This is a genomic window from Alphaproteobacteria bacterium, assembly GCA_035625915.1.
Classification (GTDB): Bacteria; Pseudomonadota; Alphaproteobacteria; order JACZXZ01; family JACZXZ01; genus DATDHA01.
In genome coordinates, this window is sequence record DASPOR010000155.1 from 1 (window position 1) to 11,843 (window position 11,843).

The 11,843-nt window shown below is 60.4% G+C and carries 12 protein-coding genes; 9 read left to right on the forward strand and 3 right to left on the reverse strand.

The genetic code is table 11. The features are described from left to right. Nucleotides 1-231: 231 nt before the first annotated feature. The 5 genes from VEJ16_12110 to VEJ16_12130 all read left to right on the forward strand — a co-directional run bounded on the left by VEJ16_12110 (nucleotide 232) and on the right by VEJ16_12130 (nucleotide 5,279). On the forward strand, nucleotides 232-1,398 hold the full coding sequence (locus tag VEJ16_12110; GenBank protein HYB10407.1) for an acyl-CoA dehydrogenase family protein: 1,167 nt from the start codon (nucleotides 232-234) through the stop codon (nucleotides 1,396-1,398). A gap of 277 nt (nucleotides 1,399-1,675) precedes the next feature. Further along, nucleotides 1,676-2,686, forward strand: coding sequence for a TRAP transporter substrate-binding protein (locus VEJ16_12115; protein ID HYB10408.1), 1,011 nt, complete (start codon nucleotides 1,676-1,678; stop codon nucleotides 2,684-2,686). A 74-nt stretch (nucleotides 2,687-2,760) separates the two neighbouring features. Beyond that, complete coding sequence (locus VEJ16_12120; protein HYB10409.1) at nucleotides 2,761-3,336, forward strand: TRAP transporter small permease; 576 nt, start codon at nucleotides 2,761-2,763, stop codon at nucleotides 3,334-3,336. A 15-nt stretch (nucleotides 3,337-3,351) separates the two neighbouring features. After that, entirely contained in the window at nucleotides 3,352-4,689 is a 1,338-nt protein-coding gene (locus VEJ16_12125) for a TRAP transporter large permease (GenBank protein HYB10410.1), read from the forward strand. 227 nt (nucleotides 4,690-4,916) lie between these two features. Beyond that, on the forward strand, nucleotides 4,917-5,279 hold the full coding sequence (locus VEJ16_12130) for a hypothetical protein (protein ID HYB10411.1): 363 nt from the start codon (nucleotides 4,917-4,919) through the stop codon (nucleotides 5,277-5,279). A gap of 48 nt (nucleotides 5,280-5,327) precedes the next feature. Here VEJ16_12130 and VEJ16_12135 read toward each other — a convergent pair whose 3' ends face one another. Further along, entirely contained in the window at nucleotides 5,328-6,296 is a 969-nt protein-coding gene (locus VEJ16_12135; protein ID HYB10412.1) for a D-2-hydroxyacid dehydrogenase, read from the reverse strand. Nucleotides 6,297-6,477: 181 nt separating this feature from the next. On the opposite strand from VEJ16_12135, the gene speB reads away from it, so the two are divergent. Beyond that, entirely contained in the window at nucleotides 6,478-7,533 is a 1,056-nt protein-coding gene (gene speB, locus VEJ16_12140) for an agmatinase (GenBank protein ID HYB10413.1), read from the forward strand. Between the two features lie 49 nt (nucleotides 7,534-7,582). Here the strand turns inward: speB and parE are convergent, their stop codons facing one another. Next, a complete protein-coding gene (gene parE / locus VEJ16_12145; protein ID HYB10414.1) occupies nucleotides 7,583-9,589 on the reverse strand; it encodes a DNA topoisomerase IV subunit B in 2,007 nt (668 codons plus the stop codon). A gap of 153 nt (nucleotides 9,590-9,742) precedes the next feature. On the opposite strand from parE, the gene VEJ16_12150 reads away from it, so the two are divergent. Genes VEJ16_12150 through VEJ16_12160 form a run of 3 tightly spaced genes read left to right on the forward strand, consistent with a single transcriptional unit; the run spans nucleotide 9,743 to nucleotide 11,293 of the window. Then, nucleotides 9,743-10,339 (forward strand): hypothetical protein, encoded by a 597-nt coding sequence (locus VEJ16_12150; protein ID HYB10415.1) that lies wholly within the window; start codon nucleotides 9,743-9,745, stop codon nucleotides 10,337-10,339. Between the two features lie 13 nt (nucleotides 10,340-10,352). Next, nucleotides 10,353-10,748 carry an acyl-CoA thioesterase gene (locus tag VEJ16_12155; GenBank protein ID HYB10416.1) on the forward strand — a complete coding sequence of 132 codons (396 nt, stop codon included), beginning with the start codon at nucleotides 10,353-10,355 and terminating at the stop codon, nucleotides 10,746-10,748. Between the two features lie 17 nt (nucleotides 10,749-10,765). Continuing rightward, nucleotides 10,766-11,293, forward strand: coding sequence for a DinB family protein (locus tag VEJ16_12160; GenBank protein ID HYB10417.1), 528 nt, complete (start codon nucleotides 10,766-10,768; stop codon nucleotides 11,291-11,293). Here VEJ16_12160 and VEJ16_12165 read toward each other — a convergent pair. Next, nucleotides 11,273-11,843: YihY/virulence factor BrkB family protein (locus VEJ16_12165; protein HYB10418.1), on the reverse strand; the 571-nt coding region annotated here is incomplete at its 5' end. The genes VEJ16_12160 and VEJ16_12165 overlap by 21 nt on opposite strands.

Sequence of the window (11,843 nt, forward strand, 5' to 3'; positions counted from 1 at the left end):
AATGGCGGATTCCCGTGTCATCGGTTCGATCTCATGGCGGGGTCTGTCTCTTGCCTGCGCCCCCGACGCTTAACGGATATGGCGGTGGGGCGCAATTCAAAAGCGCGGTGTCCCTTCTTATGGCTGCACAGCGGATCGGTAAGCTGTTGGCGTCCTCGATCCCGGCCCGTTATTCTGCCTTGGTGACACACCGAATCGTGCGATGTCGTGGAGCGACCAGATGAGGAGAACGTGGATTTCTCGTTCAGTCCGGAACAGGAGCAGATACGCGCCGAAGTTCTGAAGCTATGCGCGCATTTCGGCGACGACTATTGGCTCGGCAAGGACGAGGCCGGCAGTTTTCCTGCCGAATTTCACGCTGCCGTCGCGGCGGGCGGCTGGCTCGGCATTGCGATGCCCGAAGCATATGGCGGTGCTGGACTCGGTATCACGGAAGCCTCGGTGCTTATGGAGGCGGTGGCGGAGTCGGGTGCGGCAATGACCGGTGCCTCGACCATCCACATGAACATTTTCGGCCTTCAGCCCGTCGTCGTGTTCGGCACCGACGCGCAGAAGCGGCGAATGCTGCCGCCCCTCATCCGCGGCGACGACAAGGCTTGCTTTGCGGTGACCGAGCCCGATGCGGGACTCAACACAACGCAGCTCAAGACGCGCGCTCTGCGGCGCGGTAACCAATACGTCGTGTCCGGCACGAAAATCTGGACGTCGACCGCACAGATCGCCAACAAAATCCTGTTGCTTGCGCGCACGACTCCGCTCGAAAAGGTCAAGCGCAAGACCGATGGCCTTTCGCTTTTCTACACCGATCTCGACCGCAGCCGTTCCGAAGTGCGGGAGATTCCGAAGATGGGTCGGCACGCCGTCGACTCAAACATGATTTTCTTCGACGAGATGGGTGTTCCGGCGGATGACCTGATCGGAAGCGAGGGGGACGGATTCCGCTCAATCCTTCACGGGATGAATCCCGAGCGCATCCTCGTCGCGGCAGAAGCGGTCGGTATCGGCCGCGTGGCTGTGCAACGTGCCGCCCGCTATGCGAAGGAGCGCGTCGTTTTCGGGCGACCGATCGGGAAGAACCAGGGCATCGCCCATCCTCTTGCGAAGGCGTGGATGGCGCTCGAGGCCGCCCATCTCATGGTGTTTCATGCAGCACAGCTCTACGACCGAGGCAAGGAGTGCGGTGCGGAAGCCAATTCGGCGAAGTACCTTGCCGCCGAGGCATGCTTCGACGCATGTCAAACCGCGGTCATGACACTCGGTGGCATGGGCTACGCGAAGGAGTATCACGTCGAGCGTTATTTGCGCGAAAGCCTGATCCCGCGCATCGCGCCGGTCAGTCCCCACCTGATTCTCAACTTCATCGCCGAGCGTGTGCTCGACCTCCCGAAATCCTATTGAAAGCGCCAAAGTGCGAGAGGAGGCAGTCGCGAGCGAGGGCTTCGATCCGCAGTGTCATCGAACGACGGTTGCGCGGACCTTTCACGATCTCGAAGTCGGCGAAACGTTTCGGAGCCCGAGCCGTACCGTGGAATTTCGCCGTGGCGCCCGTGGCCGCTGTACTTGGCGATGGCCGCTCCATATAATCCTGGCAGCGATGCGCTTCTAGCGCCCCTTCGATTTGAGGATATGCCGATGCACTAGAATTCGAACGGTTCAAGCAAAAAAGGGAGGAAACATGCTCACGAAAAAGGCGGGTGCAATCGCCGCCGGGGCATTTCTGGGAGCGCTGGTTCTTGCGTCGCTGATCGCCGCGCGGGCGGCGGACGTCAAGAATTTCCGGTTCGGTTACGATCAACCGCACACGACGGGCTATGGGGTCGCCGCCGATATTTTCGCCGATAAGCTCAAGGAGCTGAGCAAGGGCACGATGCTCATCGACCAGTTCCCGGGCGCCCAGCTCGGGCAGGAGCCGCAGATGCTCCAACTGGTCAAGACCGGCGACATCGATTTCATTATCAGCTCGACGGCGAATGCAGCGACAGTGTCGCCCGAGTCCGGCGTGCTCTCCATCCACTACATCTTCCGCTCCGAGGATCACCTCAAGCAGACGCTTGCCGACCCGAAATTCGTGGCTGCGGTGCGCAAGATGTTCGATGAGACCGTGCAGGGCGCTCATGTCCTCACCGTACTCACGCTCGGCCTGCGCGACCTCTACGGCAAGAGGGAGATTCACAAGATCGACGATCTGAAAGGGGTCAAGGTCCGCGTCCAGGCGACCGCGACCGAAGACACGATGTTCCCGGCCTACGGTGCGCAGACCGTGCATATGCCCTTTGGCCAAGTCTACACCTCGCTGCAGACCGGCGTCGTGGACATGGCGGAAAACGGCGTCAACGTCTATCTCTCGAACAAGCATTATGAGGTGGCGCCCATCATGTCCTTGACCCAGCACGAAGCGAACAACAGCGTGCTCTGGGTCAGCGACAAGGTTTGGAGCAGCCTGGGCGACGAGCAGAAGGGCTGGGTGCAGCAAGCGGCGAACGAGGTCGGGCAGAAACAACCGGCGAAAGCCCTCGAGCTTGAACACGAATCCCAGGTCAAGCTCGAGAAAATCGGTGTCAAGTTCGTGACCGATGTCGACAAGTCGGGCTTCGAGAAAATCGCCGAGCCGATCCAGGACAAACTTGCAAAGGAGCTCGGGCCGCATGCGGTCGAGATTCTCGGGATGGTCCGCGCCGAGGAGTGAATGCGAGAGCGCGTCGCTTTCGGCTCGGTCTCGCGTCGAATTCGGTCTCATCACTCGACAAGGTGTGCTTGCGAATGAAAATGGCGGATAGACTTGTGCTCCAACGCCATCGTCACCTGAAGTGGCGGCAGTTCGACGGGCTTGAGAAATTTCTGATGATTCTGTGCGGTGCCTCGATCGTCGGGTTTTCGACCTCGGTGATCTGCGACGTGGTGACGCGCACGATCGGTCATCCCTGGCTTTGGCTCCAAGAGGTTACGTCGACGTTTTTCGTGTATGGCATATTCATTGGGGCCGCCGTCGCGACCAGACGGAACGACCACCTGTATCTCACCGCAATCGCGGAGTCGCTTGGCGGCCACCTGCGCGTCATGGTCGAATGCTTCAATCGCATCGTCGTGCTGGGTGTCGCACTTTGCATGAGCTATTTCGGCTATCTCAATTTCCTGACCGGCTTCAGCAGTTTCCGCATGCCGTCGATGACGCCGATTGCGAGCCTGTACGCAATCATTCCGATTTCGGGCGCGTTCATCGTGCTCTTTACGATCGAGCAGCTTGTCAATGGCTGGCGGCATGGTTTCGAGGGGCCGGAGGATGGGGGTGTTGTCGACCCGGTCGCAGAATTCGGCGGGCCAAGTGGCGCTGAGTAGGGAGGGCGCCCGGCCATGAGCAGCGCATTCATTCTCGCGGTGATGTGCGTCCTGTTCCTGATCTTCGGATATCTCGGCGTGCCGGTCGCCTTTTCACTGATGGCGGGTGTCCTCATAGGCACGCTGTTCACGCCGGTGACGCTGACGTCGATCATCCAGCAAATGTTCAACGGGATCGATTCCGAGGCGCTCCTCGCCGTGCCGTTCTTTCTCTTGGTCGGCGAATTGATGACGTCCGCGAACGTCGTCATACGCATTGCCAACCTTTCCCAGGCGATGGTGGGTCACATTCGTGGCGGACTTGCACAAGTCGTTACCGTGTTCAGCATGTTCTTCTCCGGCATGTCGGGATCGTCCTCGGCCGACGTCGCGGTCTTGAGCCGCACGCTCGCGATTCCCATGAGCAAGGAGGGCTACAGCCCGAGCTTTGTCGCGGCATTGATCGCCGCGGCGTCGACCATTGCCGCCCTCGTCCCGCCAAGCATCATGGCCGTCGTCTATGGCGCGATCGGCAATGTGTCGATCGCCGGACTCTTCATGGGCGGAGTCGTACCCGGGTTCATGATCGGGTTCGGGCTGATGATCTATTGCTATTTCTTCGGGCCCAAGGGATTCCGCCGGCCGCGTGCGACATTCGGGCAGTTCGTCAAGGCAGGATACCAAGCATCGCTACCGTTGATGATTCCGATCATTCTGCTGGGCGGTATTGTGACGGGATGGTTCACGCCAACCGAAGCGGGCGTGGTCGCCGTCGCTTGGATTCTTCTCGTGACGATACCGTCGCTCAATCCCAAGCACATCCTGCATCTGCCCATCGACTTTGCGCATGCGGGCCTAATTTATTCATTGCCGCTGATCACGATTGCCGGCGCGACCGCGTTCGGCTGGATGCTGGCATACCTGCGAGGGCCCATTGTCGTGTCGGGTTGGATCGGTTCGGTCGCGGGTACGGACCCGCACCTCATCATGTTCCTTCTCGTCGCCCTTTTCACGATCGTGGGTGACTTCATCGAGCCGATTCCGGCGATCATCATCTTCATGCCGGTCGTCAATCAGCTTACGGACTCGGCCAATATCAATTCGGTCCACATGGGCGTGGTGCTGATTGCGACGCTCGCATTCGGCCTCATAACCCCGCCCTATGGTCTAGCGCTCCTGATGTCGTCGAAGTTCGTCGGTGTGCGCTTCGCCGAGGGCCTGCGCGCGTCCCTGCCAATCTACGTGGTCTTCTTCACGACGATCGCGTTCACGATCTTCTTCCCGCAAGTGATTCTGTGGCTCCCAAAGCAGGTTATTCCCGAATCGGTCGGCTGCTTCAAATCGCCGTCCGGGGTTGGCTACGTCTGCCCTTAGCGCGAGGATTCATCCGAATCGACTCCGACGCGCCGATGAGGATAAAGAAATAGACAATCCCGCAAACGCGGGTCGATCGAAAGAAATTCCTTGTCCGAGAACCGAACCCGGCAAATTTAAGAGGGGAGAGACAGCTCGGCGATGCCGTGGCAAGATTGGGCACGCGTAGGAGCCCGTCACGCGTTCAGCTCGTCAGAGCCCGTCCGCCTCTGTCGAGGAGGTGCAAAATGATGCAAGGCATATCCCGGCGTACCAATGCGCGGCGGGACACCATGCGCCTCGTCTTGGCAGCCTCGCTGACAATCGCCGCCGCCTTGCCTTGGGCCGCCACCGCGCAGAACACGGACCAGGCAGCGCCGCCGCCCCAGGACCAAGATCGTTTCGAGCCTATTCTCGGCGGACACGACCTCCAACCCCGGCAAGGAGAACTGGGCAAGCCGGACGTCTCGAGTAAGGATGCCCAGACCGTCGACGACCTTTATCAGAAGCTCATCGACGAAGAGGTGAAGGCCGGGAATTTGCCACCCTCCGCCGCCTCTCCCGCGAAAAGGACGCCACCGCAGAACACCAATCAACAAAATCAACAATAAGGCGCGTTCCATACCAGCCGATGGGAACGGCATATTGGCCTCGGGAAATTAAACGATCTGGTTCCTGAGCGCCGTTTCGCCGCGCCAAAGCCGGGCCAGATTCTCCATGAGAAGGTCGAGCACGTTTTCCTCGTACTTGCGGGTCTCGCCCGCGGTGTGCGGCGTCACCAGCACGTTCTCGAAGTTCCAAAGCGGGGAGGAAGGCGCAAGGGGCTCCTCGACGCTGCAGTCGAGCCCCGCACCCGCGATTCGAGCATGCTCGATCGCCTCGATCAGGGCCGGTTCGTCAACGCATCGCCCGCGCGCCACGTTGATCAGGTAGGCCGAGCGCTTCATAGCACCGAGCGTGCTCGTGTTGACGATACCTTGGGTCTCTGGCGTCAGCGGGCAGGTCAGGGCGACGACATCCGCCTCGGGCAACAAGGCGTGCAATTCATTCATGCCATGGACGGAGTCCGCGTTGTTTTTTCCCGCGGCAGGATCGCGCCGGATCCCGCGAACGCGCATATCGAACGCTGTGGCGAGTTGTGCAAGTCGCCCGCCGATCCGGCCAAGGCCGATGATGAGCAGCGTCTTCCCGCCAAGCTCGTCCTCCCGTCGGTCGAGGTCGCCGATCATCCCACGCCAAAAGTGCTTAGCCTGATTGTCTCGAGCCTCGGGAAGCCTGCGCGCAAGGGCGAGGATGAGCGACATGGCATGCTCGGCGACCGCACGGGCATTTGCCCCTTGGGCACTCGCAAGCCGAATGGCGCGTGCCCTAAGGGCTTCACGCGAATATTGATCGGTTCCGGCACTAATCGATTGAATGAAGCGGAGCTTGGGTGCGCGCTCGATCAAATCGTTGCGCCACATCCCCGAGACGACAAGTACGTCCGCATCGCCAATGACGCCGTCAAGAGCCTCCGGCGCGCGCACCTCGAAGCTGCGAATGCCCGTCCGGCGCGCTTCAAAGCGCTCCTGAAGACGGTAAGCGACGTGAGCGAAACAGATGTTTAGGCGGTCCTTGGGAGGCAACATGCTGAAATTCCATGCTCGAAAGAACGACGAGCGTCATACTGCCTCGATCGGGCGCTTCGGTCCAGGTCGGGCCTTACGGCGGCTCAATGCCCGCCTTCGCGAATGCAGTCTTTCGCCTCACCCAAAGATGGTTTAATCAAGCATTGACCGTGAAAGCGCCCAATCAATCGGGGAGCCTGCCGTGTACGACAAACAGAAGCTTGCGGCCCTGCGCGCCAAATACGGGGATGCCAAGGCCAGCGACGTATTCGACCCCGAATTCCGCAAGGTCGTCTCGCTGGTCTTTAAGGACTCGGAAAGCCGGCGGCTGCCCTACGCGGACGTCTCGACGTTCCTCGACGCACCTTACCGGCCCGAGGCGCCCGAATCGCCCAATTTCGGCGGACTCGACGTCGCACTCGTCGGCGTGCCGATGGACCTTGGCGTCACCAATCGCGCGGGCGCGCGACTTGGGCCGCGGGCGGTACGCACGGTTGAGCGCATCGGCCCCTACAATCATGCGCTCAAGGTGGTGCCCCGCGCTGAGTGCCAGGTGGCCGATATCGGCGATGTACCCATGCGCTCACGCTTCAGCCTCGAAAGCTGCATCGAGGACATCGAGAAGTTTTATCGGCGCATCCACGCGGGTGGCGTGATTCCGCTGTCCGTCGGCGGCGATCACTCCGTGACCTTTCCGATCCTGAAGGCGCTTGGCCGGGAGCGGCCGGTCGGACTCGTCCATTTCGATGCCCACTGCGACACGGGTGGGGAGTATGACGGCTCGAAATTCAACCACGGCGGGCCATTTCGTCTAGCGGTCCTCGAAGGGGCGCTCGACCCAGAGCGCACGATTCAGATCGGCATCCGAGGACCGGCCGAATTCATCTGGGAATTTTCCTACGATTCCGGCATGACCGTGCTCCACATCGAGGATGTCGTCCGAATGGGCGTGGACGGGGTCATCGCGAAGGCGCGCGAGGTCGTGGGCGACGGACCCACCTATATCTCGTTCGACGTGGACGGGCTCGATCCGGCCTACGCACCCGGCACCGGAACACCGGAGGCGGGCGGGCTGACGCCACGCGAGGCGCAACTAATCCTCCACGGCCTCAAAGGGATCGACGTCGTCGGCGGCGATGTGGTGGAGGTGGCCCCGCAATACGATCCGACCTCCAACACGGCGATGGTCGGGGCTCAACTTCTCTTCGAGATATTCTCGCTGACCGTCCTCGGCCGGAATTTCAAGCGGCGGGGCTGAGGGTTGCTCGCGCCATCATACGAAGCGGGGAGGATCGATCCCCGCGGCGTTAAACGTCGATCTCCTTGACGAAACGCGCGTTCTCTTGGATGAACGCCATGCGCAGCTCGGGTTTGCGACCCATGAGCTGTTCCACGAGTGCGGCCGTCTGGCTCGCATTCAATTCCTTCGATTTGGCGTGCCCATTGGGGAGCTGAACCTGAAGTAGGGTTCGCGTCTTTGCGTTCATCGTCGTCTCACGAAGCTGAGCCGGCGGCATCTCGCCAAGGCCCTTGAAGCGGCTGACCTCGACTTTGCCGCGCGCGCCAAATTCCTTCTTCAAGAGTTCCTCCTTGTGCTTGTCGTCGCGCGCATAGACGACCTTGCCGCCCTGGCTCAGGCGGTAGAGCGGAGGTAGTGCTAGGAACAGTCGGCCGTCCTCGATGAGGCCGCGCATTTCCTTGTAGAAAAACGTCATGAGGAGCGAGGCGATGTGCGCGCCGTCCACGTCCGCATCGGTCATGATGATGACGCGGTCGTATCGCAACTTGTCGGAGCTGTAGTGGGCACCGACGCCGCAACCGAGTGCCTGAGCGAGATCGGCGATCTCCTGATTGCCGCGAAGCTTCTCCGCGGATGCGCTCGCCACGTTCAGGATTTTGCCGCGTAGCGGCAGCACGGCTTGCGTTTCGCGGTCGCGCGCCTGCTTGGCCGAGCCACCGGCCGAATCGCCTTCGACCAAGAAAATCTCGGTGTCGTCGGATGAACGACGCGCGCAGTCCGCGAGCTTGCCGGGCAAACGCAAATTGCGCGTCGCTGTCTTGCGATTGAGTTCCCGCGCCTCGCGGCGGCGCTGACGCTCCTCCGCACGCTCGACGATCGCATCGAGAAGTGTTTTCGATGTCGCGGGATCGGCCGACAGCCAATGATCGAAATGATCCTTGAGATGCTGTTCGACAAGCTTTGCCGCCTCCGGCATCGATAGCTTCTCTTTGGTTTGGCCTTGAAAGCTAGGATTGCGCACGAAAAGCGAAAGCATCGTGGCAGCGCCGTCGACGACGTCTTCGGCGGTGATCTGTTTTGCCTTGCGATTGCCCAGGAGTTCGCCATAGGCGCGCATCGAGCGGGCAAGCGCGCTGCGCAGCCCGAGCTCGTGGCTTCCACCTTCCGGCGTCGGAATGGCATTGCAGTAGGAGTTGCAGAATCCCTCGCCATCGAGGGGCCAAGCGATCGCCCATTCGACGCGCCCCTGTCCGTCCGAGAATTTCGCCTCACCTGCGAAGGGAAGTGCTGTGATCGTTTTGCGTTCCTCAAGGGTTGCCGCCAGATAATCCTGGAGGCCGCCTGGAAAATGGATCGTCTCTTCGGCGGGAATACCCTCAACGCCTTTGAGAAGCGCCTCCGCGCATTTCCACCTGATTTCGACGACGCGCGTAAGATATGCCTTCGAGCGCGCCATGCGATAGAGCCGCTCGGGCCTGAAATGGGCACTTGCGCCGAAAATTTCCGGATCGGCGTGAAAGCGCACCACGGTACCCCGGCGGTTCGAGACGCCGCCGGCCTCCTTGAGTTTGCCCTTGGGTTTGCCTCTCGAATATTCCTGGACCCAGAGCTTGCGGTCGCGCGCCACCTCGACGGTGAGTTTGTCGGCAAGTGCATTCACAACCGAAAGTCCGACGCCGTGGAGCCCGCCTGCGGTGTCGTAAACTTTGTCGGAGAACTTGCCGCCGGAATGAAGTGTGGTGAGGATGACTTCGAGTGCGGACTTGTCCCTGAATTTGGGATGCTTGTCGGTCGGTATGCCGCGCCCGTTGTCGCGCACCGCGACGAAGTTGTCGGCCTCGAGGTCGATCTCGATCCAGCTCGCATGACCGGCGACGACCTCGTCCATCGCGTTATCGAGAAGTTCGGCCACGAGATGGTGCATTGCGCGCTCATCGGTGCCGCCGATATACATGCCGGGGCGCCGGCGCACGGGCTCGAGACCTTCGAGGACCTCGATGTCCTTGGCCGTGTAGCTGGCATCTCCCTTCCCCTTACCGGGGCCGCGAGAGCCGGTATCAAAAAGGTCTGGCATGGCCTGCATTATGGAGGCGGCAATTGCTCACTTCAAGGGTATGCTGTAGCATATTGCAGTGCATTCCACAAAATGTAGTGGGTGAAACGTGCGACGGATTCTTGATTTTGGGGTGATCAGGACCGCTCCGGTGACAGCAGAAAAAATCGCAATATGGCCATCCTCCCGATCAAATCAGCACCTGTTTCGATTTTAGTCATCTTCATCGCAGCCTTCGCGCCGGCGCGTGCCCAGGACCTGGACGCTACTCTCGACAGCAGCCGGTGGGATGGCCTGTCCATCAAATATCCGGGTGACCTATTCACGATATTCCGCCCGGTAGACGATCCGAAGCCTGAAGACGATCCGAACAAGGACGCTGAGATTCCCGGCGCTGCCGACCGTGATGTGCTCAAATCGAACGACGGAGCGGCCGAGGTGATCTTGGGCGGTGACTACAATTCCTCCGATTATCGCGACGCAAATGCCTATCTCGATCGGTTCCTCGAACGGGACAAACAGCAGCATCCCTCGGCCATAGTGACTTATCGCGCCGCGAGAGACGATTGGGCGGTCGCTTCCGGTACATTCGACAACCGGATATTCTATTATAAATTTGTCGCGCATTGCGAAAACGACGCACGAAGCTGCAATCTACCCGAGACTTTCGCGACGGCGCAATTCGACTATGCCGCCGATCAGCACGATCTCTACGACAAGCTCGTCGTCGAAATGAGTCAGACGCTCACGCCGGCAATACCGCCCGACTGACGCGGAGACGTCGATGGAAAAGGCACACAAACACGGTCATGAGCCGCGCGGCGAACTTTCGATTCGCACGCTCGCGATGCCGGCCGACACCAATCAAAGCGGCGATATCTTCGGCGGCTGGGTCCTCGGACAAATGGATATTGGGGGAGGAATCTTCGCATCGAAAGTTGCGAAAGGCCGAACAGTGACTGTCGCGGTCGACGCGATGACCTTCAAAAAGCCGGTCTTCGTCGGTGACGTGGTTTGCGTCTATGCCGATCTCATCAAAATCGGCACGACCTCGATCACCGTGCATGTCGAGACCTGGGTTATCCGGCGACACGAATCGAACCGCATCCTGGTGACCGAGGGCAACTACACTTACGTCGCGATCGATGAAGAGGGACGGCCGCGCAAGATAGCGGTATAGGCAAGGGAGAGGTGGCTATGCGCAAGACGAGGTTCGAGCGCCCGTCTGAAGGTGAGATGAACCGGAACGTGCTTGCGGCGACGCTCCAGGAGCTGTCGGCGATGCCCGGACATCTCGAAACCGCGGCGAATTCGGTTCGCGCGAGCCAATGGACGACCCGGGATGAAAATGGCGGGTTCTCGTTCGTCGAACATGCCTGCCACTTGCGCGACATCGATGCGGACGGTTTTTCCGTTCGCATCGAGCGTATGCTCTCGGAGACGAATCCCGCACTGCCAGATATCGACGGGGCAAAGCTTGCGGCCGAGCGGGATTATCTCGCTCAGGATTTCAAGGCGGCCCTCATCGGCTTTGCCAATGCGCGTGTCGAGATCGTGCGCCGACTTGCAGCACTTACGCCGGCGGACCGATCGAGGGTCGGGACGCTGGAAGGAGTCGGCGAGTTATCGATCGATGGGCTCGTCTTGAAAATTCTCGAGCATGACGGCGAGCATCGCCGCGATTTCGAAGCGTTGCGCGACCAACTATCCGGCGGACGCCTCTAGCACTTTTTCCTCCGGCGACGTGGCGGCCCGCTTCGCTCGCCGGAAGTCGCCGTAGGCTTTGGCAAACTCCGCCCCGAACAGAAGAATTTGCGCGGAATAATAGATCCACACGAGAATCAGCACGAGGGCGCCTGCCGCGTGGTAAGCGGACTTAACCCCACTGCTGCCAACATAGAGGCTGATGAAGTATTTGCCGATCGTGAACAAGAGCGCCGTGACCGCCGCACCGATCCACACGTCGCGCCACTCGACTGGCGCATCCGGCAGCACCTTGAACATCATCGCGAAGAGCACGGTCGTCATTCCGAACGAGGTCGCGAATTCGAGCACATGCAGGATGGTCGCAAGGTTCGGCAGCACGCCGTTGAAATAATGGCGGAACGCGGCAAGTGCCGTGTTCAATGCCAGCGAAGCGGCCAGCAGCGCGCCGATCATCATGATAAGGGCCAGGCTGCGAAGCCGCTTCCTCACGATATTCCAAAGCCCGGCGGCCTTGCCTTTGCGCGCGACCGGGCGAACTTTCCATATGACGTTCAAGGCCGCCTGAAGT

Excerpts from the sequence above, each read along its gene's own strand:
- VEJ16_12115 (HYB10408.1), top strand. The coding sequence starts at position 1,676 with ATGCTCACGAAAAAGGCGGGTGCAATCGCCGCCGGGGCATTTCTGGGA.
- VEJ16_12120 (HYB10409.1), top strand. The coding sequence starts at position 2,761 with ATGAAAATGGCGGATAGACTTGTGCTCCAACGCCATCGTCACCTGAAG.
- VEJ16_12125 (HYB10410.1), top strand. The coding sequence starts at position 3,352 with ATGAGCAGCGCATTCATTCTCGCGGTGATGTGCGTCCTGTTCCTGATC.
- VEJ16_12130 (HYB10411.1), top strand. The coding sequence starts at position 4,917 with ATGATGCAAGGCATATCCCGGCGTACCAATGCGCGGCGGGACACCATG.
- VEJ16_12135 (HYB10412.1), bottom strand. The coding sequence starts at position 6,296 with ATGTTGCCTCCCAAGGACCGCCTAAACATCTGTTTCGCTCACGTCGCT.
- parE (HYB10414.1), bottom strand. The coding sequence starts at position 9,589 with ATGCCAGACCTTTTTGATACCGGCTCTCGCGGCCCCGGTAAGGGGAAG.
- VEJ16_12150 (HYB10415.1), top strand. The coding sequence starts at position 9,743 with ATGGCCATCCTCCCGATCAAATCAGCACCTGTTTCGATTTTAGTCATC.
- VEJ16_12155 (HYB10416.1), top strand. The coding sequence starts at position 10,353 with ATGGAAAAGGCACACAAACACGGTCATGAGCCGCGCGGCGAACTTTCG.
- VEJ16_12160 (HYB10417.1), top strand. The coding sequence starts at position 10,766 with ATGCGCAAGACGAGGTTCGAGCGCCCGTCTGAAGGTGAGATGAACCGG.